General features: G+C 69.8%; 24 protein-coding genes and 2 pseudogenes. 17 read left to right on the top strand and 9 right to left on the bottom strand.

Annotated features, from left to right (window positions below; all coding sequences use genetic code 11):
- The first annotated feature begins 3 nt into the window (after window positions 1–3).
- Window positions 4–900, top strand: coding sequence for an alpha/beta hydrolase (locus BLW81_RS24310; RefSeq protein ID WP_083409406.1), 897 nt, complete (start codon window positions 4–6; stop codon window positions 898–900).
- A gap of 2 nt (window positions 901–902) precedes the next feature.
- Here BLW81_RS24310 and BLW81_RS24305 read toward each other — a convergent pair whose 3' ends face one another.
- Window positions 903–1,349: a PTH2-like family protein gene (locus BLW81_RS24305; protein ID WP_235632081.1), complete on the bottom strand. Its 447-nt coding sequence runs from the start codon at window positions 1,347–1,349 to the stop codon at window positions 903–905.
- An 80-nt stretch (window positions 1,350–1,429) separates the two neighbouring features.
- Here BLW81_RS24305 and BLW81_RS24300 point away from each other — a divergent pair, with 80 nt between their 5' ends.
- Entirely contained in the window at window positions 1,430–1,891 is a 462-nt protein-coding gene (locus tag BLW81_RS24300) for an Lrp/AsnC family transcriptional regulator (protein ID WP_083409405.1), read from the top strand.
- Here the strand turns inward: BLW81_RS24300 and BLW81_RS24295 are convergent.
- Both BLW81_RS24295 and BLW81_RS24290 read right to left on the bottom strand, forming a co-directional pair.
- A pseudogene (locus BLW81_RS24295) lies at window positions 1,888–2,094 on the bottom strand (RidA family protein); the annotation flags it as partial. The gene BLW81_RS24300 and the pseudogene BLW81_RS24295 sit on opposite strands and share 4 nt — an antisense overlap.
- 66 nt (window positions 2,095–2,160) lie before the next feature.
- Complete coding sequence (locus BLW81_RS24290; RefSeq protein ID WP_083409403.1) at window positions 2,161–2,628, bottom strand: polyketide cyclase; 468 nt, start codon at window positions 2,626–2,628, stop codon at window positions 2,161–2,163.
- A gap of 71 nt (window positions 2,629–2,699) precedes the next feature.
- On the opposite strand from BLW81_RS24290, the gene BLW81_RS24285 reads away from it, so the two are divergent.
- Window positions 2,700–3,863, top strand: a complete 1,164-nt coding sequence (locus BLW81_RS24285; RefSeq protein WP_083409402.1) for an acyl-CoA dehydrogenase family protein — start codon at window positions 2,700–2,702, stop codon at window positions 3,861–3,863.
- On the opposite strand, the gene BLW81_RS24280 is transcribed toward BLW81_RS24285, so the two are convergent.
- Complete coding sequence (locus BLW81_RS24280) at window positions 3,860–4,786, bottom strand: LLM class flavin-dependent oxidoreductase (RefSeq protein WP_083409401.1); 927 nt, start codon at window positions 4,784–4,786, stop codon at window positions 3,860–3,862. The two genes, BLW81_RS24285 and BLW81_RS24280, sit on opposite strands and share 4 nt — an antisense overlap.
- Before the next feature lie 98 nt (window positions 4,787–4,884).
- On the opposite strand from BLW81_RS24280, the gene BLW81_RS24275 reads away from it, so the two are divergent.
- A complete protein-coding gene (locus BLW81_RS24275; RefSeq protein ID WP_083409400.1) occupies window positions 4,885–5,802 on the top strand; it encodes an LLM class F420-dependent oxidoreductase in 918 nt (305 codons plus the stop codon).
- A 14-nt stretch (window positions 5,803–5,816) separates the two neighbouring features.
- Here the strand turns inward: BLW81_RS24275 and BLW81_RS24270 are convergent, their stop codons facing one another.
- Entirely contained in the window at window positions 5,817–6,497 is a 681-nt protein-coding gene (locus BLW81_RS24270) for a DUF427 domain-containing protein (protein WP_083409399.1), read from the bottom strand.
- A 102-nt stretch (window positions 6,498–6,599) separates the two neighbouring features.
- Here BLW81_RS24270 and BLW81_RS24265 point away from each other — a divergent pair.
- Window positions 6,600–7,972, top strand: a pseudogene (locus BLW81_RS24265) (WS/DGAT/MGAT family O-acyltransferase).
- A gap of 114 nt (window positions 7,973–8,086) precedes the next feature.
- Complete coding sequence (locus BLW81_RS24260; RefSeq protein WP_220096826.1) at window positions 8,087–8,632, top strand: hypothetical protein; 546 nt, start codon at window positions 8,087–8,089, stop codon at window positions 8,630–8,632.
- 9 nt (window positions 8,633–8,641) lie between these two features.
- Here the strand turns inward: BLW81_RS24260 and BLW81_RS24255 are convergent, their stop codons facing one another.
- Window positions 8,642–8,896, bottom strand: a complete 255-nt coding sequence (locus tag BLW81_RS24255; RefSeq protein WP_083409397.1) for a DUF2631 domain-containing protein — start codon at window positions 8,894–8,896, stop codon at window positions 8,642–8,644.
- 88 nt (window positions 8,897–8,984) lie between these two features.
- On the opposite strand from BLW81_RS24255, the gene BLW81_RS24250 reads away from it, so the two are divergent.
- Window positions 8,985–9,818, top strand: coding sequence for a mycofactocin-coupled SDR family oxidoreductase (locus BLW81_RS24250; RefSeq protein ID WP_083409396.1), 834 nt, complete (start codon window positions 8,985–8,987; stop codon window positions 9,816–9,818).
- Here BLW81_RS24250 and BLW81_RS24245 read toward each other — a convergent pair.
- Window positions 9,811–11,103 (bottom strand): cryptochrome/photolyase family protein, encoded by a 1,293-nt coding sequence (locus tag BLW81_RS24245; protein WP_083409395.1) that lies wholly within the window; start codon window positions 11,101–11,103, stop codon window positions 9,811–9,813. The two genes, BLW81_RS24250 and BLW81_RS24245, sit on opposite strands and share 8 nt — an antisense overlap.
- A gap of 85 nt (window positions 11,104–11,188) precedes the next feature.
- On the opposite strand from BLW81_RS24245, the gene BLW81_RS24240 reads away from it, so the two are divergent.
- Window positions 11,189–11,599: an ester cyclase gene (locus tag BLW81_RS24240; protein ID WP_083409394.1), complete on the top strand. Its 411-nt coding sequence runs from the start codon at window positions 11,189–11,191 to the stop codon at window positions 11,597–11,599.
- A 60-nt stretch (window positions 11,600–11,659) separates the two neighbouring features.
- On the opposite strand, the gene BLW81_RS24235 is transcribed toward BLW81_RS24240, so the two are convergent.
- Window positions 11,660–12,313 carry a fasciclin domain-containing protein gene (locus tag BLW81_RS24235; RefSeq protein ID WP_083409393.1) on the bottom strand — a complete coding sequence of 218 codons (654 nt, stop codon included), beginning with the start codon at window positions 12,311–12,313 and terminating at the stop codon, window positions 11,660–11,662.
- 152 nt (window positions 12,314–12,465) lie between these two features.
- Between BLW81_RS24235 and dxr the strand changes: the two genes are divergently transcribed.
- The 9 genes from dxr to BLW81_RS24190 all read left to right on the top strand — a co-directional run bounded on the left by dxr (window position 12,466) and on the right by BLW81_RS24190 (window position 22,558).
- Window positions 12,466–13,644: a 1-deoxy-D-xylulose-5-phosphate reductoisomerase gene (gene dxr, locus BLW81_RS24230; RefSeq protein ID WP_083409392.1), complete on the top strand. Its 1,179-nt coding sequence runs from the start codon at window positions 12,466–12,468 to the stop codon at window positions 13,642–13,644.
- Window positions 13,641–14,873, top strand: a complete 1,233-nt coding sequence (locus tag BLW81_RS24225) for a M50 family metallopeptidase (protein WP_083409391.1) — start codon at window positions 13,641–13,643, stop codon at window positions 14,871–14,873. Before dxr ends, BLW81_RS24225 begins: the two co-directional genes overlap by 4 nt.
- A 50-nt stretch (window positions 14,874–14,923) precedes the next feature.
- Window positions 14,924–16,063, top strand: coding sequence for a flavodoxin-dependent (E)-4-hydroxy-3-methylbut-2-enyl-diphosphate synthase (gene ispG, locus BLW81_RS24220; protein WP_235632080.1), 1,140 nt, complete (start codon window positions 14,924–14,926; stop codon window positions 16,061–16,063).
- Between the two features lie 45 nt (window positions 16,064–16,108).
- Window positions 16,109–16,963, top strand: coding sequence for a GNAT family N-acetyltransferase (locus tag BLW81_RS24215; RefSeq protein WP_083409390.1), 855 nt, complete (start codon window positions 16,109–16,111; stop codon window positions 16,961–16,963).
- A gap of 36 nt (window positions 16,964–16,999) precedes the next feature.
- Window positions 17,000–17,659, top strand: a complete 660-nt coding sequence (locus BLW81_RS24210; RefSeq protein WP_083409389.1) for a GNAT family N-acetyltransferase — start codon at window positions 17,000–17,002, stop codon at window positions 17,657–17,659.
- Window positions 17,660–17,796: 137 nt separating this feature from the next.
- Window positions 17,797–19,602, top strand: coding sequence for a penicillin-binding transpeptidase domain-containing protein (locus tag BLW81_RS24205; RefSeq protein WP_083409388.1), 1,806 nt, complete (start codon window positions 17,797–17,799; stop codon window positions 19,600–19,602).
- Window positions 19,603–19,620: 18 nt separating this feature from the next.
- On the top strand, window positions 19,621–20,205 hold the full coding sequence (locus BLW81_RS24200) for a DUF1707 SHOCT-like domain-containing protein (protein WP_083409387.1): 585 nt from the start codon (window positions 19,621–19,623) through the stop codon (window positions 20,203–20,205).
- 20 nt (window positions 20,206–20,225) lie between these two features.
- Window positions 20,226–21,083, top strand: a complete 858-nt coding sequence (map, locus tag BLW81_RS24195) for a type I methionyl aminopeptidase (protein ID WP_083409386.1) — start codon at window positions 20,226–20,228, stop codon at window positions 21,081–21,083.
- Window positions 21,080–22,558 carry a cobyric acid synthase gene (locus BLW81_RS24190; protein WP_173839671.1) on the top strand — a complete coding sequence of 493 codons (1,479 nt, stop codon included), beginning with the start codon at window positions 21,080–21,082 and terminating at the stop codon, window positions 22,556–22,558. The genes map and BLW81_RS24190 overlap by 4 nt, the downstream gene beginning before the upstream one ends.
- On the opposite strand, the gene BLW81_RS24185 is transcribed toward BLW81_RS24190, so the two are convergent.
- Window positions 22,555–23,562 (bottom strand): LacI family DNA-binding transcriptional regulator, encoded by a 1,008-nt coding sequence (locus BLW81_RS24185; protein WP_083409384.1) that lies wholly within the window; start codon window positions 23,560–23,562, stop codon window positions 22,555–22,557. The two genes, BLW81_RS24190 and BLW81_RS24185, sit on opposite strands and share 4 nt — an antisense overlap.
- Between the last annotated feature and the right edge of the window lie 53 nt (window positions 23,563–23,615).

Genomic DNA, 23,615 nt, shown 5'->3' with positions numbered 1-23,615 from the left:
GCCATGACGATCCAGCGCCGTCTCGACCCCGCACTGCGGGGATTCGTCGAGGCGCGCACCGATCTGTCACCGGGCGTGCTCGGGGTGGTCCGTGACTCGCTGAACCAGCGACGCGCCGAGACGGCGGCCGCGGTCAGCACCGTGGGCATGGAGTTCGAGAACCGCGACGCGGGCGACGTTCCGGTGCGGATCTACCGCGGCGGTCCGGCACCCGCCCCGGCGGTGATCTATTGCCACGCAGGCGCTTTCGTTCTGGGTAACCTCGACACCGATCATCTCCAGTGCGTCGAGCTGGCGCGTCGCGCAGCCTGCACGGTGATCTCGGTCGGCTACCGGTTGGCACCGGAACACCCGTACCCCGCGGCGGCCGACGACGCGTTCGCTGTGCTGCAGTGGGTGGTCGGCAACGCGGCAGAGCTCGGGGTGGACGCCGCCAGAATAGCGGTCGCGGGCAGCAGCGCCGGCGCCGCGCTGGCCGCCGGACTCGCTCAGCGCACGCCGGTGGTGTTCCAGCTGCTGCATCAACCGGTGCTCGATGACCGGCCGACGCCGTCGAAGGAGGAGTTCACGACGACCCCCGGTTTCGACCGTACGGCGGCCGAACTGATGTGGCGCCACTACCTCGGGTCGAACGCCGCCACGGGCGAGGCCGTCCCCGCTCGCGCCGACGATTTGAGCGGTCTGCCACCGGCTTTCGTCAGTTGTTCGGAGCTCGACCCGCTGCGTGACGAGGCGATCGACTACGCGGTGCGGTTGATGCGCGCCGGCGTCGCCACCGAACTGCACGTCTTCCCGGGCACGTGTCACGGGTTCGACTCGCTGCTGCCCGAGTGGGAGACCAGCAGGCGGCTGTTCGAGTTGCAGGGCGCCGCGCTGCGCCGGGCGCTGCACCCTGTGTGACCTCAGCGGTGCAGGCGCAGACCGTCGACGATCTTGTCGATGGTCTTGCGGTCGGCCCGCACCGCCAAGCCGACCGGGTCGATGTCGTCGCGCCCCCGGGCGGCGACCACGGCGCGGTTCGCCTCGTCGTGTCCCGTGGTGAACAGTTCGGCGGTGAACACGGCGGGAACCACCCCGCGCGCCAGCGCCCGGTTGAGGGTGCGCGTCATCCGGTCGGCGTCGGCGCTGAACACCATGACCGGTTGGCCGAACATCGGGGTGTAGCGGGTGCCGTCGGCGTCGCGGTAGGGGTCCCCGATGGAGTCCGGCGCGTTGGCAGCGATGCCGCTGGCCAGAAACGCGGTCATGTTGAGCTTCTGCCATGTCGGCAGGTCGTCGCGCACGATCACTGCGATCTTGGTGGTGATGGTCGGGGTGTGGGCGGGCAGATGCAGCATTTGCTCGGTCATGAGCCTCGAAGCTACGCACAAATCTCTTGTATGCGTTGATCAGCCGAATATAATTCGGTCAGCGAGAGGCGGGAGGCGGCGTGGACGAACTTGATACGGCGATCGTCGCGGCACTGCAGGCAGATGGTCGGCGCAGCAACCGCGACCTCGCCGCGGACCTCGGCGTCGCACCGTCGACGGCACTGGAGCGGGTGCGGGCGTTGCGGGCCCGCGGGGTGCTGACCGGGGTGCACGCCAGCGTCGATCTCGCGAAACTGGGCAGGCCGGTGCAGGCGATGGTCACCGTGCGGTTGCGCCCGCAGTCGCGTCAGGTCATCCAGGAGTTCCGCGACTTCGTGGTGCAGCTACCGCAGACGTTGCAGGTGTTCGTCACGACCGGCACCGAAGACCTGCTCGTGCACGTCGCCGTGCCGTCCACCGAGGCGCTGCGGGATTTCGTGCTGGACTCGGTCACGAAACGCCGAGAAGTCGCCGGCGTGCGCACCGACGTGGTGTTCGACCACCTCCAGAACCACGTGGTGGCACCGATCCGGGGCACCTAGTCGCGAACCGCGGTGATGCCCAGTTCCGTGGTCGCCTGTTCGAGCCCCGTCGAGCAGCTGGGCAGATTGCTCTTGGACCAATCCACCACGTAGACAGTCTGTTTCGCGACGTCGTCAAACGTGGCGCCGACGGACTGCAACGCGGTGGCCAGGTTGCGGTACACCTGGCGTACCTGCGCGGCCACGTCACCCGCACCGACTGGTTCACCGTCCGCGGTGCGGGCGAGGCCTCTCGGTTCGTGGGGGAACGCCTGCGGCCGTGCGCGACGTCAGCCGAGTTCGCGCGCGATCGCTCGGTGGTACTGGTCGATGTGGGCCGGATTCACCGCGCGGAAGAAGCCGTCGGGCAGTGGCTCGTCCTTCGGCGCCTCCACCGTCATCGTCCGGGTGAACAGCGTGACGTCCCGGCCGGGGCGGGTGAAGTGGTACTGCACGGTGATGCGCCCACCCATCCCGCCGTTGCCGTCGCGGTCGTGCCCGAGTCGGCCGACCGAGTTGAACACCCACAGGGTGGGGCGCATCGCGATCGCGAGGTGCCAGGTGAACACGCGGTCACCGTCGGGACCGGTCTCGGTCCAGGTGTCGCCGACCTTGAGCGGCAACGAGTCCGGCAGCCCACCGATGTTCGCGCTCGTGGGGTAGGTCTTGGGCCAGTTCGCCGGATTGGTGACGAAGTCGTAGATCGTCTCCGCGGCATGGGGGAACGCGGTTTCCGAACTGGTGGTGACGATGCCCAAGGTGCTGCCTTCCCTAACTGTCGCTACATGTTGGCCTTTACAACTAACCGCAATAGTGTCACGGTGTCCAGATGGACTTCTCCCGCGTGCAGTTGAGCGAGGACGATCAGGCGTTTCAGCGCGAGGTGCGCGAGTTCCTGGCTCGCGTGGTGACCGACGAGGTGATCGCGCGGGACAGTGAAACCGGCGAGAACTTCGACGAGAGTGTGCATCTCGCGCTCGGGGAGGCCGGCTATCTGGCGGCCGACTTCAACGCCGAGGCCGACGGCGGGTTCAGCGTCGTCCGCAGGCGCATCTGGGAACTCGAGATCGGGCGGGCGCACACCCCGTGGTTCCACTGGCCCACCACCGTGATGGTCGCACGCTGCCTGCAGCGGTTCGCCTCACCGGAACTGCTCGACGAGATACTGCCCGGTGTGCTGGCGGGCCGCGTCCGGTTGTGCCTGGGCTACACCGAACCCGAGGGCGGCTCCGACGTCGCCACCTGCAAGACCCGGGCCGTGCGCGACGGCGACCACTGGGTTGTCAACGGCGCCAAGATGTTCACGTCGAACGCGCACAACGCGCAGTTCGTCTTCCTGATCACCAACACCGACCCTGAGGCGCCCAAACACCAGAGCCTGACGATGCTGCTGGTCCCGCTCGACAGCCCCGGCGTCGAGATCCAGCCGATCCGCACGGTCGACGGCGACCGCACCAACATCACCTACTACAGCGACGTGCGGGTGCCCGACAAGTACCGCGTCGGCGAGGTCAACGGCGGCTGGACGGTGCTGCGCGACGCCCTCAACGCCGAACACGGCACCATCGAACGCGACGACCAGGGCCTGCAGAAGCTCGCCACCATGACCGAGCACCTGCTGCTGCTCGGCGAGGCGGTCGACCGGGCGGCCGCGGTGGCGCGCCGCGACGACTCGGTGCGGTACCGGCTCGGCCGCGCGATCGCCCGGATGGAGGCAGCCGCCAGCAGCCCGGAGATGTTCGGGCGCGTCGCGATCGCCCAGACCATGCGCGACGTCACGCCCGATCTGATGGACCTGCTCGGCCCCGCGGCCAGCCTGCCGGTCGGCACCGAGGGCGCCGCCGACGACGGGGCGGCGGAGTACCTGTTCCGGCTCGCCGGGCCCACCGGGATCTACGGCGGCACGCTCGAGGTGTTCCGCAACATGATCGCCCAGCACGTGCTGGGCCTGGGCCGGCCGAACTATTCACCGCCTGCCAAGCGCCCGGCCTAGAGTCGCGCGATGACCTCGGTGGCCAGCAGTTCGAGGGTCTCTTCGGAGCCGCGGTCGTGCGTGAACAGCACGATCTGGCCGAAGCCCAGCTCGGTCAGTTCGCCGAGACGGTCGACGATCGCCGGCGGCGTGCCGATCAGGCCGCCATCGTGCAGCCCGAATGCCGGTAGCCCGAACCGCTTTTCGGCCAGTTGGCGGACCTGCGGGAGCGTGCGGTCATTGGGCGCCAGTGCCATCACCGCCTCGACCGAGAGCACGATCGTCGACGGGTCGCGGCCGGCGTCGTCGCACAGTGAGCGCAGTACCGACACCTTCTGCCGCAGTTCGCCGAGCGCGTAGGTGGGTACGTTCCACACGTCGGCGTAGCGGGCGACCAGCGGCAAGGTGTACTTCTCGCCGACACCGCCGACGACGATCGGCGGCCGCCGCACCGGTCCCGGCTTGACGGGGAAATCGCGGACCTGAAAGTGCCTGCCGGTGAAGTCGATCCGCTCCTCGGCGAAGGCCTGCGCCAGGATCTGCAGCGTCTCGCCGAGCCGCTCCGACCGCTCGCGGAACGTGCCCCACGGCAGGCCGGCGCGCTGGTGCTCGTCCTCGAGCGACCCGCTGCCGATGCCGAGTCGCAGGCGGCCGGGCGCGATCTGGTCCAGCGTCGTGGCCATCTTGGCCAGCACGGCCGGATGGCGGAACTGATTGCACAGCACCATGTGTCCGATGTGGATGCGCTCGGTGTTGCTGAGCAGTGCGGTGGCCAGCGTCCAGGCCTCCAGCGACGGGTAGTCCGGCGCGCCCGGTCCGTACAGGTGGTCGTAGAGCCACACCGAGTCGATGCCGAGGTCCGCGCAGCGCCGGGTGCGGTGCAGCATCTGCTCGTAGGTGAACCCCATCTGGGGGAGGTACACGCCGATCTCGGGTCTGCTCATCTCGTCCTTCCGAGTCGGAGCCCTGTACTTTCCGCGGTCCGCATGGTAACGACATTCTCGGATAATGAGAAGAACATTCTGAACGGGGCAGCCCTGATATGCGGTTCACCTTCACCCACCCGATGCACACGCATCCCTACAACCCTGACCTCGTCACCGGTACCGGCATCGCGACGGTCGCGGCGGCGGCCGAGGCGGCGGGTTTCCACGGCTTCGGCTTCACCGACCACCCCGCGCCGACCCAGCGCTGGCTGGAGGCCGGCGGTCACGACGCGGTCGATCCGTTCGTGGCGATGGGGTACGCGGCGGCCAAGACGTCGACGCTGCGCCTGATCCCCAACATCGTGGTGCTGCCGTACCGCAACCCGTTCGTCGTCGCCAAGGCCGGCGCGACACTGGACCTGCTGTCGGACGGCCGGTTCACCCTCGGTGTCGGCGTCGGTTATCTCAAACGCGAATTCGCCGCGCTCGGAGTCGACTTCGAGGAGCGGGCAGCGCTGTTCGAAGAGGCGCTCGAAGTCATCTGCGGCATCTGGACCACCGACGACTTCTCGTACGAGGGAAGACATTTCACCGCGAGCGGCATCACGGCCCATCCGCGGCCGGTCAGCGATCCGCACCCGCCGATCTGGATCGGCGGCAACACCGCGGCCGCCCGCAAGCGCGTCGTCGCGTTCGGCGACGGCTGGTGCCCGTTCCCCGCTCCCGCGCTGCTGGCGCAGACGGCGCGCACCGCGACCATGGACGTCGAGCGCCTCACCGCCGGCATCGAGGACCTGCGCCGCCGCTTCGACGAGGCCGGCCGCGACTTCTCGGCCATCGATGTCACGTTCACCAACCCCGACGGCGGCACCCCCGGCGGCGAGGACTTCGACGCCGACGCGTACCTGGCCGGTCTGGAGAAGCTGGAGCGCATCGGCGTGACCTGGGTCCAGGTCGGGCTGCCCGGCGACAGCCTCACGCACGTGCTGGACACGATCGAGCGGTTCGGCGAGACGGTGATCGCCAAAGCCTGATCGTCAAAGTTTGATCACCGACGGCCGGGTAGGTCCGCCATGACCTGCGCCCGGTCCGCGTCGAAGCTGAAGAACCCTGCGATCGGCAGCGTCTCGGGCGGCGGGTCCGGGTAGCTCCAGGCGACGTCCTCGACCACGGTGTCGCCGACCGTCGCCGACCAGTACGTCGCATAGCCCTTGTAGTTGCAGTAACTGGTGGTCGCCGAGGGCCGAAGCAGGTCGGTGCGGACATGGGCGGGGTTGACGTAGAGGCGCGCGTCGAGGGAGGTCTCGAACACGATCACGGTGTCGGTGGTGTCGACCAGCGACTGACCCGCCACCGTGACCCGCAGCGCCCGGTCGGTCGGCCGGCAGTCGACCCGGTGGTAGGGGTTGGGCGGGTAGTGCACGAGTTCGCGACCCTCCTCCAGCCAGGTGTCGACGGCGTCCCACGGCACGTGCACGTATCCCGGCGCCTCGGCGACGGGTTCGCCCGGCAGACCGGCTGCCTCGTCGGCGGGGAACGCGTAGCTCAGCGGGTGGTCGCGGCGGTGCACCAGCAGCGCCCGCTCGGTGTCGATCACCGCGCGCCCGTCGCGCAGCCCCTGCACCCGCCGCGGGTGCGGTTCGACGAACACCACGTCTGCGGGAAGCGGCGGGCTGAACCAGCCGGCGGGTTGGTTGCTGAGCGGTCCACGGGCCGCGACGAGGCTCATATCGCCAGCTTTACAAATTTCGGCGACGACGTCGTGTCTTCGACGAACGGGCATGAGAATCGGCGGATTCGGGAAGACGTCTGAGCGACGCGAAGGGGGACGATGAAACGACTCAACGGTGTCGACGCCCTGATGCTGTACAGCGAGACGCCCGAAATCCACATGCACACACTCAAAGTCGGCATCCTCGACGTCTCCGGCGTCGACGGCTACAGCTTCGACATGTTCCGGCGGGTCGCCTATCCGCGGCTGATGGCGCTGTCGGCGCTGCGCTACCGGCTCGTCGACATCCCGCTGCGGCTGCATCACCCGATGTGGTGCGAGGACCCCGATCTCGACCTTGACTACCACGTGCGTCGCGCCCGCGTCGACGCCCCCGGCGGCCGTCGCGAACTCGACGCGCTCGTCGGCGAGATCGCGAGCACGCCGCTGGACCGGCGCCGGCCGCTGTGGGAGATGTACGTCGTGGAGGGCCTCGCCGACGGCCGCATCGCGGTCGTCACAAGGTGCACCACGTGCTCGCCGACGGTGTGGCGTCGGCCAACCAACTGGCCAAGGCGCTCGCACCGGGGGAGCCGTCGCCGCCCGCACCGCTCGGCGGCGCGGGGTCGCGCTCACAGCTGCTCGCGGCCGCCGGCCGGGACCACGCCGACCTCGTCCGCCGGCTGCCGCGGCTGCTCGCCGAGACCGGCGCCGGGGTGGCACGGGTGCGCAGGCGCGCCGGCGAGCGCGGCCGCCATCCCGACCTGGCGCGCAGCTTCGCCCCGCCGCGGACCTTCCTCAACCATGTGGTCTCGCCGGGCCGGCGCTTCGCCACCGCGCCGTTGTCGCTGCCCGAGGTGAAGGAGACCGCGAACCGGCTGGGGGTCACGCTCAACGACATCGTGCTGGCGACGGCGGCCGGCGCGTTGCGGACGCTGCTGCTGCGCTACGACGGCCGGGCCGACGCCCCGTTGATCGCCGGCGTTCCGGTCTGCACCAACCCGTCGCGAGATCGGTTGACCGGCAACGAGTTCACGTACATGTTGCCGTCGCTGCCGGTGCACATCGACGACCCGCTCGAGCGGGTTCGGGTGACCGCGGTGGCCACCGGGGTCGCCAAGGAGAACCATCGCCTGCTCGGGCCGACGGTGCTGCCGGCCTGGATGGCGTATCTGCCGCCGGCGTTGGCGCCGGGGTTCTTCCGCATGCAGGCCGCCCGGATGGAGTCCGGGGCGGTGATGAACCTGACGATCTCCAACGTCGTGGGGCCGCGCGAACGTGGCCACATCGCCGGCGGCGTGGTCAACGAGATCTACTCGGTCGGTCCCGTCGTCACCGGCCGCGGAATGAACATCACGGTGTGGAGTTACGTCGACCAGCTGGCCATCTCGGTGCTGACCGACGACCGTACGCTCGAGGACCCGCACGAGGCGACCGACGCCCTGCTGGCCGCGTTCGCCGAGATCCGCTCGGCACTGCCGCTCGCACGCTGACCGCGGCGGTTCGTGGCCAAACCGTACCTTTACAGATCTTCATCCGAGTGTCACGCTCTAGGGGAAGCGTCGGCAGCTCGCGACCGGCGTCGCGCACAGATCGGATGGGACCACATGGCAACTCGATCCTCTACCGATGACGTCGTGTTGACCGACGGTGACCGTGACGGCCGGGTCAACCGGCACCAGCTGACCGTGCTGGCCGCCGACCTCGCCGATGTGGTCGGGCTGGCCGGCGGGTGGCTGTTCGACCGGGCCTGCGCGGGGTGGGACGTGACGGTCCGCGTGGACGGCTGCCGGGATGCGCGCGCACTGACGATCCTGGGCGCCGATCCGGCCGGGTCGATCACCGACGAATTGTTCTCGGCGCCGACCGACGGCGCGCTGGCCGTCAGCGCGACGCTGTTGCGCGAGGACGCCCGCGTGCGCGCCTACGCGTTCGAGACGGCCCGGCGCGGCGACGTCGAAGTCATGGCCTGGGGCGTGGACCTGCCCGATGGTCTGCGTGGGCGGATCGATCCGAGCCCGCACCAGTTGAGTGTTGCGGCGCGGGCGTTCAAGGCCCGCGCGCTGGCCGCCGCCGAGCTGACCGGAAGCGTCAGCGCCACCGAGACGCTGTTCGACCTGCGCGCCGAGGTCCGGCGGCTGGCGACGGTCTGACCGCGGGTGCTAGCGGATCCAACCGCGCCGGCGCAGCCACCAGTCGCGGCCGACGAACGCGACGATGATCACCGCGAAACCGATCAGGAACAGGTCCTCGACGCGGCCGGTGTGGTTGCCGTGGATCATGAACAGCAGGAACGCCGCCGCCAGCAGTCCGCCGATGTGGAACACCTTGGGGCTGTGGTACGACCAGCCCCACTCCGCGGACGGCACCTCTTCGACGTCGACCCCGGTGTGTCGCTGCACCTCGGTGTTGGCCACGGCTACTCCTCACGATCCGGCTCGCTACTGCCGACATTCTGGCACAGCCGGTCAGCGCGGCGATCAGCCATCCGTAGGGTGAGGCCCCATGGCTAAGCAGTTCGAGGGCAAGGTCGCGTTCATCACGGGCGCGGCGCGGGGTCAGGGTCGGGCGCACGCGGTGCGGTTCGCCGAAGAAGGCGCCGACATCATCGCGGTGGATTTGTGCGACCAGATCGGCAGCGTCGCCTATCCGATGGCGACCCCGGAGGATCTCGACGAGACCGTGAACCTCGTCGAGAAGACCGGTCGCCGGATCGTCGCCGAGCACGGCGACGTGCGCGACCTCGCGCGGCTGCAGGAGATCGTCGCGCACGGCGTCGCCGAACTGGGCCGCATCGACTTCGTGCTCGCCAACGCCGGGATCCTGCCGGCCGCGGGCAGCCAGGGCGGCGAGCTCAGCGCGTTCGTCGACGCGGTCAACGTGATGCTCAACGGCGTCTATTACACGATCATCGCCACGTTGCCTGCGCTGCTCGCGCACGGCGACGGCGGAGCCATCGTGATCACCAGCTCGGCGGCCGGGTTCAAGCCCGTCACCGTCGACTTCGGCACGATGAACCACGGCGCGGCCGGCTACACCGTCGCCAAGCACGGCGTGATCGGCGTGATGCGGCACTTCGCAAGAGGCTTGGCGGAGAAGAATATTCGTGTCAACACGGTGCACCCCGGCGGCGTGGCCACGCCGATGATCTACAATGAGGCGCTGGCCGAGTGGTCCGGCGAGCACCCGTCGTTCAGCGCGTCGCAGCAGCCGCTGCTGGCCATCCCGCCCGTGGAGCCCGAGGCGATCAGCGACGCCATGGTCTACCTGTGCGGCGACTCGGGCCGCTACGTCACCGGGGTGGCGTTGCCGGTCGACGGCGGCCAGATCATCAAGTGATCGCCGAGTAGCGGCGCAGCGCCTCCTTGCGTTCGGCCGCGTGGTCGACGATCGGCGCCGGATAGCTGTCGTCGTCGACCTCGGGCACCCAGCGCCGCACATAGGTGCCGTCGGGGTCGAACTTCGCGCCCTGCGTGGCCGGGTTGAACACCCGGAAGAACGGGGCGGCGTCGGTGCCGGTGCCCGCCACCCACTGCCAGCCGTGTTGATTGTTGGCCATGTCGCCGTCGACCAGTTGATCGAGGAACCAGCGCGCACCCCACTGCCACGGCAGGTGCAGGTCCTTGACCAGAAACGAGGCCACGATCATCCGGACCCGGTTGTGCATCCAGCCGGTCTGGGCCAACTGGCGCATACCGGCATCGACGATGGGAAAGCCGGTGCGGCCCTGCTTCCAGGCCTCGAACCGGTCCTGGGCCGCGGCGTCGTCGTCGGTCGGCATGTCGTCGAAGGACCGGTTCCAGTTCCACCACACGCTGTGCGGCCACTCGCCCAGCACCGACGCGTAGAAATCGCGAAAAGCCAACTCTCGCAGATACGCCTGCGCACCCGTGCCGCGGCCGAGGTCGACGGCCATCGTACGCGGATGGATGGTGCCGAATTTCAGGTGCGCCGACATCCGGCTGGTGACATCGAGGTCGGGGCGGTTGCGGTCGTCGGCGTAACCGTGAAGATCGTTGGCCACGAACACTTTCCACTGATCGGTCGCGGCCGCCTCACCAGCGGGCAGGTCGAGTTCGGCGCCCGCATCCGGGATGTCGATCCCGCCGCCGACATCCGCGGGATCGATCCAGCGCGCCGACTCGGCCCCCGAGGCCGCCGGTTTGGGCCAGCCGTGCTGACGCCAGGCCGAGAAGAACGGGCTGAACACCTTGTACGGGGTCCCGTCGGGTTTGGTGATCCGTCCGGGGGAGACGAGATACGGCGAACCCGAGGCGTGCAGCGGCACGTCGCCGAGCGCGCTCAGCACCGCCTCGTCGCGGCGACGCCCGAACGGCGTGAAGTCCGCGGAGACGTGCACCGCCGACGCGCCGCACTTCTTCACCAGCTGCGGGATGCGCTGCTCGGGGCGGCCGCGGGTCACCAGTAACCGGCCGTCGAGGCTGTCGCGCAGCGCCCGCAGTGCGTCGTAGAGATACTGCAGCCGACGCGCACCCGAGGACGCCTCCAGCCGGGGGTCGAGCACGAAGCAGGCCAGCACCTCGCCGTCGGCGGCGGCCGCGTCGAGCAGTGCGGGCAGATCGCGCAACCGCAGGTCGCGCCGGAACCACAGCAATGTGGGCATGGCATTGTGCTGCCCGCAAATCGCGATAGGGAAACAGCGTGAGGTTTCGGTGGGTGCCGCGGTCATGAAGACGTCAGAATCGGGCATGAGCCTTTCCGGAGACGAGGTCCGCGACCTGGTGAACTGCCTGTACACGTCGGTCGATCGGCGGGACTGGTCCACGGTCGAACAGCTGGTGTCGTCGCGGCTGGTCGTCGAGGTCGGCAGTGGGGGACCGACGGACTGGCCGCAGTGGCGCTCGCATCTCGAGGAGTTCACCCGCGGATTTCCCGACGGCCGGCACGTCATCGAGGAGCTGCTGGTCGACGGGTCGCACGGCATCTCGCGGTTCCGGTTCACCGGAACCCACAGCGGCGAGTTCCGGGGCCGCGCCCCGACCGGCGCCACGGTGTCGGTCGCGGGGATCCACATCGACCGGTTCCAGGGCGACCTGCTGGTGTCGCACCGCGGGCAGCTCGACCTGCACGGCCTGCTCACCCAGCTCGACACGCCCTGAATCGCGCGAGCAGACGCAGAACTGCCCGAAGGACAGTTCTGCGTCTGCTCGGCGGAGAGATCAGGGCATCAGGACCGTGTCGATCAGGTACACCGTCGCGTTGGCGGTGCGGACCCCACCGCACACCACGTTGGCGTCGTCGACCTTGATGGCCTCACCGCCGCCGGTGACGTTGACGTCGGCGCCCTGCACGGTCTTGTGGGTGCCGACGACCTGCGCCGGATCGGCCTGACCGGGCACCACGTGGTAGGTCAGGATGTTGGTGAGCAGCGCCGAATCGGTCTTGAGCTGCTCGATGGTCGCCGGGTCGATCTTGGCGAACGCGGCGTCGGTCGGCGCGAACACCGTGAACTCACCGCTGTCGAGCGTCTCGACGAGGTTGACGTTCGGATTGAGCTTGCCCGACAACGCCGAGGTCAGCGTGGTCAGCATCGGGTTGTTGGAGGCGGCGACGGTCACCGGGTCCATCGCCATGCCCGCCACCGAGCCCGGGCCGCTCGGGTTCTGGGCCGCGTAGTCCGCGCAGCCGGGGCCGACCGGACCCGCCGGCTGCACCGGCTGCTCCATCGGGGCCGGCGCGGCGCTGGTGGCGCTCGAACCGGTCTGGGCCGAGGCCGTCGGGCTCGTGGCGTCGTTCGAACACGCCGAGATGGTCAGCACTGCCGCGGCCGCCAGACCCGCGGCCGAAACTGCCTTGCGGAACTCGATATTCATGCGCTGCTCCCTTGTCGCGGACGGCTCGCCCGTCCTTTGCTGTGTGACACCGGGGATTCGGCGGCACGCGATGCGCGGATGGATCGCGTCAGATTTGCGTCACACTCGCCGTCGATTGAGGGATCGGCCGTCGCAGGCGGCACAATGGTTCGGTGAACGTTCCCGCCGGAAGCGACGGTCGTCGGCGCGTACTGATCCTCGGCAGCACCGGGTCGATCGGGACCCAGGCGCTCGACGTCATCGCCGCCAACCCCGACCGCTTCGAGGTCGTCGGCCTGGCCGCGGGCGGCGGCAACCCCGAACTGCTGGCGCGCCAGCGAGCCGCGACCGGTGTGACGAACATCGCCGTCGCCGATGAGGCCGCCGCTGCGCGCATCGGCGACGTCGCCTACGCCGGTCCCGACGCCGTCACCCGGCTCGTGCAGGACACGGAGGCCGACGTCGTGCTCAACGCGCTCGTCGGCGCGCTCGGGCTCGAACCGACGCTGGCCGCACTGGCCACCGGCGCCCGGCTTGCGCTCGCCAACAAAGAATCGTTGGTGGCCGGCGGTCCGCTGGTGCTCAAGGCGGCCGCGCCGGGCCAGATCGTGCCGGTCGACTCAGAGCACTCCGCGATGGCGCAGTGCCTGCGCGGCGGCACCGCCGCCGAGGTCGCCCGCATCGTGCTGACCGCCTCCGGCGGCCCGTTCCGCGGCTGGAGCGCCGAGCGACTCGAATCCGCGACCCCCGAGCAGGCCGGCGCGCATCCCACCTGGTCGATGGGGCCGATGAACACGCTCAACTCGGCGTCGCTGGTCAACAAGGGCCTGGAGCTGATCGAGACCCACCTGCTGTTCGGCGTGCCCTACGACCGCATCGACGTGGTGGTGCACCCGCAGTCGATCGTGCACTCGATGGTCACGTTCACCGACGGCTCCACGCTGGCGCAGGCCAGCCCGCCGGACATGAAGCTGCCGATCGCGCTGGCCCTCGGCTGGCCGGACCGGGTCCCCGCGGCGGCGGCCGCCTGCGATTTCGCCACGGCGTCCACCTGGACATTCGAACCGCTCGACGACGCGGTGTTCCCCGCGGTCGCGCTGGCCCGCCGGGCCGGTGAAGGCGGCGGTTGCCTGACCGCGGTCTACAACGCCGCCAACGAGGAGGCCGCCGCGGCGTTCCTGGACGGCCGGATCCGGTTCCCGTCCATCGTGCGCACAATCGACGAGGTCCTGCGCGCTGCCGACCAGTGGGCCGCCGAACCAGCTACCGTGGATGACGTACTTGAGGCCCAGCAGTGGGCGCGTGACCGCGCATCGCGCGCGGTCGAGCGGGAGGTAGTCACCACCAAATGATGTGGGTCATCGGCGTCGTGCTGTTCGCACTGGCCATCCTGGTGTCAGTCGCGTTGCACGAGTGCGGGCACATGTGGGTGGCGCGTGCCACCGGGATGAAGGTGCGCCGCTACTTCGTCGGCTTCGGGCCGACGCTGTGGTCGACGTGGCGGGCGAACAAGCAGGGTGACCGCACCGAGTACGGCGTCAAGGCGATCCCGCTCGGCGGGTTCTGCGACATCGCGGGCATGACCGCGGTCGAGGAACTCGCCCCCGACGAGCGCGACCGCGCGATGTACAAGCAGAAGACGTGGAAGCGGGCCGCCGTGTTGGCGGCCGGGCCCGGCATGAACTTCGTCATCGGCCTGGTGCTGATCTACGGCATCGCGGTGGTGTGGGGGCTGCCCAACCTGCACCCGCCGACCACCGCGATCGTCGGCGAGACGTCGTGCGTGAAGTCGGAGGTCAGCCAGGGCAAGCTCGGTGACTGCCTGGCTCCGTCACCGGCCGCGGCCGCCGGCATCGAAGCCGGCGACACCGTCGTCAAGGTCGGCGACACGTCGGTGGCCAACTTCGACGAAATGGTCGACGCCGTACGCAAACTCGACGGCCCCACCCCGTTCACCGTGGAGCGCGACGGGCGCGAGTTCACCACCGTCGTCGACGTCATCCCGGCCCAGCGCTACGTCGCTGAGGGCGCCAAAGATCAAGCCGCCGAACCGGTTCCGGTCGGCACGGTCGGCATCACCGCCGCCCAGTTCGGCCCGACGCAGTACAACGCGCTCTCGGCGGTGCCCGGAACCTTCGCGTTCACCGGCGATCTCGCCGTCGAACTCGGCAAGTCGCTGGCCAAGATCCCGACCAAGATGGGCGCGCTGGTGCGTTCCATCGGCGGCGAGGAGCGTGACCCGGAGACGCCGATCAGCGTCGTCGGCGCCAGCATCATCGGCGGCGACGCGGTCGACCAGGGCCTGTGGGTGGCGTTCTGGTTCTTCTTGGCGCAGTTGAACTTCGTGCTCGGCGCGGTCAACCTGATCCCGCTGCTGCCGTTCGACGGCGGCCACATCGCGATCGCGTTCTACGAGAAAATCCGCAATATGATCCGCTCGGCGCGCGGCATGGTGGCCGCGGGTCCGGTCAACTACCTCAAGCTGATGCCCGCCACGTACGTGATCCTCATCGTCGTGGTCGGCTACATGGCCGTGACCGTGACCGCCGACTTCATCAACCCGATCAGACCTTTCCAATAGGAGTAATGATGGCCCTCCCAGGCACAACGGGAAGCCAAATCGGACTGGGCATGCCGGCCGCCCCGGCGCCCGTGCTCGCCCCGCGGCGCAAGACCCGCCAGCTGATGGTGGGCGACGTCGGCATCGGCAGCGACCACCCCATCGCGGTGCAGTCCATGTGCACCACCAAGACCCACGACATCAACGCGACGCTGCAGCAGATCGCCGAGCTGACCGCGTCGGGCTGCGACATCGTGCGGGTGGCCTGCCCGCGCCAGGAGGACGCCGACGCGCTGCCCGCCATCGCGAAGAAGTCGAAGATCCCGGTGATCGCCGACATCCACTTCCAACCGAAGTACATCTTCGCCGCGATCGACGCGGGCTGCGCCGCGGTGCGGGTAAATCCGGGCAACATCAAGGAGTTCGACGGCCGGGTCAAGGAAGTTGCCAAGGCCGCCGGTGACGCGGGCATCCCGATCCGCATCGGCGTCAACGCCGGATCGCTCGACAAGCGGTTCATGGAGAAGTACGGCAAGGCCACCCCGGAGGCGCTCGTCGAGTCGGCGCTGTGGGAGGCCTCGCTGTTCGAGGAGCACGGCTTCGGCGACATCAAGATCAGCGTCAAGCACAACGACCCGGTGATCATGGTCGCCGCCTACGAGCAGCTGGCCGCGCAGTGCGACTACCCGCTGCACCTCGGCGTTACCGAGGCCGGGCCGGCGTTCCAGGGCACGATCAAGTCGGCGGTCGCGTTCGGTGCGCTGCTGTCCAAGGGCATCGGCGACACCATCCGCGTCTCGCTGTCCGCGCCGCCGGCCGAAGAGGTCAAGGTGGGCAACCAGATCCTCGAGTCGCTGAACCTGCGGCCCCGCGGGCTGGAGATCGTGTCGTGCCCGTCGTGCGGGCGCGCGCAGGTCGACGTCTACACGTTGGCCAACGAGGTGACCGCCGGCCTGGAAGGCATGGAGGTGCCGCTGCGCGTCGCGGTGATGGGCTGCGTCGTCAACGGGCCGGGGGAGGCCCGCGAAGCCGACCTCGGCGTGGCCTCCGGCAACGGCAAGGGCCAGATCTTCGTCAAGGGTGAGGTCATCAAGACCGTCCCCGAGGCCCAGATCGTCGAGACGCTGATCGAAGAGGCGATGCGGTTGGCCTCCGAAATGGACGAGGCCGGAACAGATGCCAGCGGCACACCGGTTGTCACCGTAAGCTGAATGTGATCCCAGCCACTGGGTGAGCGTCGGTCAGAAAGAGTTTCCATGTCGGCTCCGCCGCTGTTCCGTCACGCCGACGAACGACGGGTGTCCGTGGTGCGCGACGTCGGCGCGGTGATGCGCGTGCTCGACGAGGATCCCGTCGGCTCCTGCATGGTCGCCTGCCGGGTCGCCGAACACGGCATCGAGCCGTCGGCCATCGGCGGTGAACTGTGGACGCGGCGCCGGCCGACCGAATCTCTGTGCTACGCCGGGGCGAACCTGATCCCGTTGCGCGGTGAGGCCCCCGATCTGCAGGCGTTCGCCGACAAGGCGATGAGCACCGCGCGCCGCTGCTCGTCGCTGGTCGGGCGCGCGGAGCTGGTCATGCCGATGTGGCAGCGCCTCGAGCACGCCTGGGGCACCGCCCGCGACGTGCGTGAACAGCAACCCCTGATGGCGCTGAGCACCGCGCCGATCTGTGCGATCGACCCTGCGGTGCGCCCGGTGCGCGCCGACGAGCTCGACGCCTACCTGGTCGCCTCGATCGACATGTTCATCGGCGAGGTCGGCATCGACCCGCGGCTCGGTGACGGCGGCCGCGGCTACCGGCGGCGTGTCGCCGGGCTGATCGCCGCCGGCCGGGCCTGGGCCCGCTTCGAGCGCGGCGAGGTGGTCTTCAAGGCCGAGGTGGGCTCGCAGTCGCCGACCGTCGGCCAGATCCAGGGCGTGTGGGTGCACCCCGACTGGCGCGGCCGCGGCCTGGGCATGTCGGGCACGGCGACGCTGGCGGCGGCCGTGGTGCGCTCGGGTCGCACCGCGAGCCTGTACGTCAACGACTTCAACACCGTCGCGCGGGCCACCTACGCCCGCGTGGGCTTCCAACAGGTGGGAACCTTCGCCACCGTTCTGCTGGACTGACGGAACCGGTCCGGCCGGCTGTCCTACGCTCGCGTCATGGCCGACGACGAACGCACAATCGCCCGCAGGGAAATCGCCGACACGATGGTTCGCGCGCTCGAGCGGCGGCACGAACTGCTCGACGTGATCGTCGATGCCGAGGACTACGACGCCGCCATCGAGGCGATCGCCGGGATGTTGGGCTCCTCGCACCAGGCCGCCGAGGCGGTGCTGCGGTTGTCGTTCGACCGGCTGACCAAGGTCGCGCGCCGGCGCATCGCCGCCGAACTCGAGGATCTCAACAACCAGCTCAGCTTCACGATGGGCGAGCCGGCCCGGTCGGCCGACGCGATGGTGTTGCGGCCGTTCAGCGCCGACGCGGACCGCGACATCTTCGCCGCCCGCACCGAGGACGTGCCGCAGGCCGGTGACGGGTCGGGTGCCCCGGCCGGCGACCTCGACGACGAGATCCGCGCGGGCCTGGCGCGCGTGGACGCCGAGGAGGCGGCCTGGCTGGTCGCGGTGCAGGGCTCGGAGAAGGTCGGCATGGTGTTCGGCGATCTGGTCGCCGGGGAGGTGAATGTGCGCATCTGGATTCACCCGGCGTACCGCAAGCAGGGGTACGGCACCGCGGCGCTGCGCAAGTCGCGCTCGGAGATGGCGGCGTACTTCCCGGCGGCGCCGCTGGTGGTCCGCGCTCCCGCGGCGAGCTCCTGACCTCACCAGATTCCGCGAACGTTGATTACCGCTCGACAATTTCGCGGCGATTTCTCGCGCGGTAATCAACGTTCGGCGCGAAGAGAGTCGGTGCGCCTCCCGGGATTGCAGGTCTCGACTTCGTAACATCTGCCCCAATGGCAACTTCAGCATCACGTCTGGCGGCGCTGCTCGCGGTCGGCGCACTCGCCCTGTCGCTCAACGCGTGTACGCCCAAACCCGCGGGGCCCGAGCCGACCGCCGAGAAGTTCCTCGCTGCGCTGGCCACCGGGGACACCACCGGCGCGGCCGACCTCAGCGACCGGCCCGCCGATGCGCGAGAGGACCTCAACGGTGCGTGGGCCGGCCTGCAGGCCACCCACCTCGACGCGCAGATCCTCGGCTCCAAGTACGCCCTGGACACCGGCAGCGTCACCTACCGCTACACCTGGCATCTGCCCAAGGGGCGGACCTGGACCTACGACGGTCAGCTCAACATGGTCCGCGACGAGGGCCGTTGGGAGGTGCGGTGGAGCGCGACGAACCTGCACCCGCGGCTCGGCGAGAACCAGACGTTCGCGCTGCGCGCCGACGCGCCGCCGCGGGCGTCGGTCATCGAACGCGGTGGCACGCCGGTGCTCGCGCCCGGTTACCTGTATCGCTACTCGCTCGACGCGCAGGCGGCGGGCGGCGCGCTGATGCAGACCGCGCGGGCCGTCGTCGACACGCTGCGCCCGTTCGACAACACCTGGGATCCGCAGCGGCTGGCGGAGCAGGCCAGCTCGTCGAAGCAGCCGCTGAACCTGGTCACGCTGCGCAAGGACGATCACGACCGGGTGAGCCCCGCGATCGGGGCGCTGCCGGGGGTGGTCGTTACGCCGATGGCCGAACTGCTGCCCACCGACGACCGGTTCGCCCCCGCGATCGTCAACGAGGTGAAGAAGTCGGTCGCCGGTGAACTCGACGGTGACCCCGGTTGGCGGATCGTCACCGTCAACCAGAACGGCGTCGACGTCGACGTGCTCAACGAGGTGCCCGGCGTGCCCGCCCCCGCCGTGCGGATCAGCCTCGACCGGGCGGTGCAGACCGCCGCACAGAATGCGGTCAACTTCACCGGCAAGAAGGCGATGATCGTGGTGATCAAGCCGTCGACCGGCGAGATCCTGGCCGTCGCGCAGAACGCGTCCGCCGACGCCGAGGGGCTGATCGCCACGACCGGGCTCTACCCGCCGGGGTCGACGTTCAAGATGGTGACCGCGGGCGCGGCCATCGAACGCGACATGGCCACGCCGAACACGCTGCTGCCGTGCCCGGGCACGATGGACATCGGCCACCGCGCGGTGCCGAACTACGGCGGTTTCGACCTCGGCACGGTGCCGATGTCGCGGGCGTTCGCCAGTTCGTGCAACACCACCTTCGCCGAACTCGCCAGCCGGATGCCGCCGCGTGGACTGACGACGGCGGCCGCGCAGTATGGCCTCGGCACCGACTACGAGGTCGAGGGGCTCACGACCGTCACCGGTTCGGTGCCGCCGACCGTCGACCTGGCCGAGCGCACCGAGGACGGTTTCGGGCAGGGCAAGGTGCTGGCCAGCCCGTTCGGCATGGCGTTGGCCGCCGCGACCGTCGCCGCCGGGAAAACGCCTGTGCCGCAACTGATCGAGGGCAGGCAGACCCGGGTGGAGGGTGACCAGCCGCCGATCGATCCGAAGATTCTCGACGGGCTGCGGCCGATGATGCGGCTGGTCGTCACCAACGGCACCGCCAAGGATCTGCTGGGCGCCGGGGATGTGCGCGGCAAGACCGGTGAGGCGGAGTTCGCGGGCGGGTCGCACTCGTGGTTCGCGGGCTACCGCGGCGACATGGCGTTCTCGGCGTTGATCGTCGGCGGCGGCTCCTCGGAGTACGCGGTGCGCATGCTCAAGGGCATGTTCGACGGTCTGCCACCCGACTACCTGGCTTGAGTAGCCTGGTAGTCGGCCATGACCGATACCAATCACGACGCGATGCGCGTCTCCGACGCCGACCGCAACGGCACGCTGCGGCGGCTGCACAACGCCGTCGCGCTCGGGTTGATCGACATCGACGAGTTCGAGGAGCGCTCGGCGGCGGTGGCGCGGGCGCGGTTGCACTCCGACCTCGACGCCTTGGTCGGTGACCTGCCGGGGCCCGGCGCGATCGTCACCTCGGCCGCCGACCGGGTCGAACTGCGCGGCGTGCTCGGCTCGCTCAAGCGGCACGGGGAGTGGACGGTGCCGAGTCGGCTGGCGCTGCACCGCCGGATGGGGTCGGTCGACCTGGACCTGACCAAGGCGCGGTTCGCCGGCCCGATGGTGGTGGTGGAGCTCGACCTGAAGTTCGGCGGGCTGGAGTTGCGGCTGCCCGAGGGGGCGAGTGCGTCGATCGACGACGTGGAGGTCGTCGTCGGCAGTGCGCACGACCATCGCCGCGACGCCCCCGCCGAGGGCAATCCGCACGTGATCCTGACCGGCAAGGTCGTTTGTGGTTCGGTGGACATCCGCGGCCCGCGGCGGGGCTGGCGGCTCGGCCCGTTCGACCGCCGCTGATCCTCGACTACGCTGGGGTTATGCCTGTTCGTACCGCTCTTCGCCCCGGCGTCGTGTCCCCGACGCTGCCGGTGCCCAACTCGATTCCGCGGCCGGAGTACGCGTGGAAACCGACGGTCAAGGAGGGCACCGAGCCCTGGGTGCAGTCGCCCGAGGTGATCGAGAAGATGCGGGTCGCGGGCCGGATCGCGGCCGGGGCGCTCGCCGAGGCCGGTAAGGCCGTCGCGCCCGGCGTCACCACCGACGAGCTCGACCGCATCGCACACGACTACATGGTCGACCACGGCGCCTATCCGTCGACGTTGGGCTACAAGGGTTTTCCGAAGTCCTGCTGCACCTCGCTGAACGAGATCATCTGCCACGGCATCCCGGACTCGACCGTGGTCGAGGACGGTGACATCGTCAACATCGACGTCACCGCCTACATCGAGGGGGTGCACGGCGACACGAACGCGACGTTCCTCGCCGGCAACGTGTCCGAGGAGCACCGGCTGCTCGTCGAGCGCACCCACGAGGCCACCATGCGCGCGATCAAGGCCGTCAAACCGGGCCGCCAGCTGTCGGTGGTCGGCCGGGTCATCGAGTCGTATGCGAACCGGTTCGGCTACAACGTGGTTCGCGACTTCACCGGCCACGGCATCGGCACCACCTTCCACAACGGCCTGGTGGTGCTGCACTACGACCAGCCCGCCGTCGAGACCGTGCTCGAGCCCGGTATGACGTTCACCATCGAGCCGATGATCAACCTCGGCGGACTCGACTACGAGATCTGGGACGACGGCTGGACCGTCGCCACCGTCGACAAGAAGTGGACCGCACAGTTCGAGCACACGCTGGTGGTCACCGACGACGGCGCCGAGATCCTCACCCAGCTGTGAGCCCGGCCGGCGGCGCGCTGCTGATTGCCGGTACGACGTCCGATGCCGGTAAGTCGATGGTCGTCGCCGGGCTGTGCCGGTTGTTGGCGCGCAAGGGCATTCGCGTCGCGCCGTTCAAGGCGCAGAACATGTCGAACAACTCCGCGGTCACCGTCGACGGCGGGGAGATCGGCCGGGCGCAGGAGATGCAGGCCCGCGCTGCCGGACTGGCCCCGCACACCCGCTTCAACCCGATCCTGCTCAAACCCGGCAGCGACCGCACCTCGCAGCTGGTGGTGCACGGCCGCGTCGCGGGCACCGTACGCGCCGGGGACTACTTCACCCACCGCGAACACCTCGCGAAGGTCGTCGCCGACGAACTGCGCGCTCTGCGAAGCGAATTCGACGTCGTCATCTGTGAGGGTGCCGGGTCTCCCGCCGAGATCAACCTACGCGCCACCGACCTCGCGAACATGGGTCTGGCGCGCGCTGCGGAGCTGCCGGTGGTCGTCGTCGGCGACATCGACCGCGGCGGACTGCTGGCGCACCTGTTCGGCACCGTCGCGGTGCTCGAACCCGACGACCAGCGGCTCATCAGCGGGTTCATCGTCAACAAGTTCCGCGGTGACCCGGCGCTACTGGCGCCCGGACTCGACCAACTGCAGGCGCTGACCGGCCGGCCGACCTACGGCGTCATCCCGTACGCCGACGGATTATGGCTCGACACCGAGGATTCCGTGTCCGTGCTGGCCCATCGCGTCGTCGGTGATCCCGCCCCGCCGCGCGGGCAGCGGTGGCTGCACATCGCCGCGGTGCGGTTGCCGCGCATCTCCAACTCCACCGACGTCGAGGCGCTGGCCTGCGAACCCGGTGTGCTGGTGCGCTGGGTCACCGACCCCGCCGACCTGGCCGACGCCGACGTCGTGGTGCTCCCCGGCAGCAAGGCCACCGTCGCCGACCTGGCGTGGCTGCGCGAACGCGGACTGGCCGACGCCGTGGCCGCGCACGCCGCCCGCGGCCGGGCGGTGCTGGGCATCTGCGGCGGGTTCCAGATGCTGTGCCGCCACATCGACGACACCGTCGAGTCGGCGGCGGGCCGCGTGACCGGCCTCGGACTGCTCGACGCCGACATCGCGTTCGCGGCCGACAAGACGCTGCGCCGGCACACAGATGGGTTGCGCGGCTACGAGATTCACCACGGCCGGCTCACCCGCACAGCGGCCGACGACTGGCTGGGCGTCGGGTTGCGCCGTGACGGGGTGTACGGCACCCACTGGCACGGCCTGCTCGACAACGACGACGTGCGCCGGCACTGGCTCGCCGAGGTGGCGCCGCCCGGTTTCGTGGTGGCCGACGACATCGACGTCGGCGCCCGCCGCGACGCGCAGCTCGACACCATGGCCGACCTGCTCGCGGGCCACCTCGATGTCGACGCGCTGCTGGCGTTGATCGAGGGCGGACCGCCGACGCGGCCGACGATCGTCAGCGCGATCTAGGGTTCGTGCCCCGCGCGCACCCGCTCGCCGGGCATCGCGCACGACGTGCGGGTCACCAGCGACACCGGCAACACCGTGCGTCGCCGCAGCCGCCGGGTCGGCGCGTCGAGGCGGGTGAACAACCGGTCGGCGGCGAAGCGGCCCATCGCGTCACCGTCCTGGTGGACCACGGTGATCGCGGGCCGAAGCGCGGCCGCGGTGGGGAAGTCGCCGAAGCCGATCAGCGCGATGTCCTTGCGGCGCAACGCCTGTAACGCCGTCACGAGCGCGATCGTGCACCGGGCGTTGGAGGAGAACACCGCGGTCGGCGGATCGGGCGCGTCGAGCGCGCGGCGCAGGGCGGCCGACACCGTGTCGACGTCGACGGCGCCGATGTGCACCGGGCCTTCGACGAGTCCGGCCTCATCGAGCGCCTGGCGCCAGCCTTCGAGCCGCAGCAGCCCGGTCACGGTGTCGTCGCCCATGAACGCGATGCGGCGGTGTCCGTGCGCGATCAGGTGACGGGTCCCGTCGCGGCCGCCGCCGACGTCGTCCTGCACCACCGCGTCGGCGGTCAGGCGACCCGGCTCGCGGTCGACGAACACCAGCGGTGTGCGCTTGAGCCACGGCCGCAGATAGGACATGTCGCGGCCGACCGGGCAGATGATCATGCCGGCGACCTGACGCTTGAGCACCGCCTCCAACGACCGCTGTTCGTGCGTCGGCTCCCAGCCCACGCTGGTCACGATGACGGCGACATTGCGCTTGCTGGCTTCGCGTTCGACGGCGTCGATGATGCCGGCGAAGAACGGGTCGGCGACGCCGGGCACCGCGACCCCGATGGCGGCGTCGCGCCCGGCTCGGAACGTGACGGCCAGCATGTTCGGGACGTACTGCAGTTCGTCGATCGCGCGCTCGACGCGTTCGCGGACGTCCGCCGAGACGTAGCGGTCGTTGTTGATGACCCGGGACACGGTCTTTGCGCTCACGCCGGCACGGTCGGCGACGTCGCGCATCGTGGTCATCGACCGTCCCTCCTCGCTCGAACCGCCGCCAGTATGTCACCGATGTCATCTCG

The organism is Mycolicibacterium rutilum (genome assembly GCF_900108565.1).
Lineage (GTDB): Bacteria > Actinomycetota > Actinomycetes > Mycobacteriales > Mycobacteriaceae > Mycobacterium > Mycobacterium rutilum.
The sequence above is the reverse complement of the archived record's forward strand: the minus strand, read 5'-3'. Positions and strand labels throughout refer to the sequence as shown.

Coding starts and splice junctions, on each gene's coding strand:
- BLW81_RS24310 (WP_083409406.1), top strand. CDS start 4: ATGACGATCCAGCGCCGTCTCGACCCCGCACTGCGGGGATTCGTCGAG.
- BLW81_RS24305 (WP_235632081.1), bottom strand. CDS start 1,349: ATGACCGAGCAAATGCTGCATCTGCCCGCCCACACCCCGACCATCACC.
- BLW81_RS24285 (WP_083409402.1), top strand. CDS start 2,700: ATGGACTTCTCCCGCGTGCAGTTGAGCGAGGACGATCAGGCGTTTCAG.
- BLW81_RS24280 (WP_083409401.1), bottom strand. CDS start 4,786: ATGAGCAGACCCGAGATCGGCGTGTACCTCCCCCAGATGGGGTTCACC.
- BLW81_RS24275 (WP_083409400.1), top strand. CDS start 4,885: ATGCGGTTCACCTTCACCCACCCGATGCACACGCATCCCTACAACCCT.
- BLW81_RS24270 (WP_083409399.1), bottom strand. CDS start 6,497: ATGAGCCTCGTCGCGGCCCGTGGACCGCTCAGCAACCAACCCGCCGGC.
- BLW81_RS24260 (WP_220096826.1), top strand. CDS start 8,087: ATGGCAACTCGATCCTCTACCGATGACGTCGTGTTGACCGACGGTGAC.
- BLW81_RS24250 (WP_083409396.1), top strand. CDS start 8,985: ATGGCTAAGCAGTTCGAGGGCAAGGTCGCGTTCATCACGGGCGCGGCG.
- BLW81_RS24245 (WP_083409395.1), bottom strand. CDS start 11,103: ATGCCCACATTGCTGTGGTTCCGGCGCGACCTGCGGTTGCGCGATCTG.
- BLW81_RS24240 (WP_083409394.1), top strand. CDS start 11,189: ATGAGCCTTTCCGGAGACGAGGTCCGCGACCTGGTGAACTGCCTGTAC.
- BLW81_RS24235 (WP_083409393.1), bottom strand. CDS start 12,313: ATGAATATCGAGTTCCGCAAGGCAGTTTCGGCCGCGGGTCTGGCGGCC.
- BLW81_RS24225 (WP_083409391.1), top strand. CDS start 13,641: ATGATGTGGGTCATCGGCGTCGTGCTGTTCGCACTGGCCATCCTGGTG.
- ispG (WP_235632080.1), top strand. CDS start 14,924: ATGCCGGCCGCCCCGGCGCCCGTGCTCGCCCCGCGGCGCAAGACCCGC.
- BLW81_RS24215 (WP_083409390.1), top strand. CDS start 16,109: ATGTCGGCTCCGCCGCTGTTCCGTCACGCCGACGAACGACGGGTGTCC.
- BLW81_RS24210 (WP_083409389.1), top strand. CDS start 17,000: ATGGCCGACGACGAACGCACAATCGCCCGCAGGGAAATCGCCGACACG.
- BLW81_RS24205 (WP_083409388.1), top strand. CDS start 17,797: ATGGCAACTTCAGCATCACGTCTGGCGGCGCTGCTCGCGGTCGGCGCA.
- BLW81_RS24200 (WP_083409387.1), top strand. CDS start 19,621: ATGACCGATACCAATCACGACGCGATGCGCGTCTCCGACGCCGACCGC.
- map (WP_083409386.1), top strand. CDS start 20,226: ATGCCTGTTCGTACCGCTCTTCGCCCCGGCGTCGTGTCCCCGACGCTG.
- BLW81_RS24185 (WP_083409384.1), bottom strand. CDS start 23,562: ATGACCACGATGCGCGACGTCGCCGACCGTGCCGGCGTGAGCGCAAAG.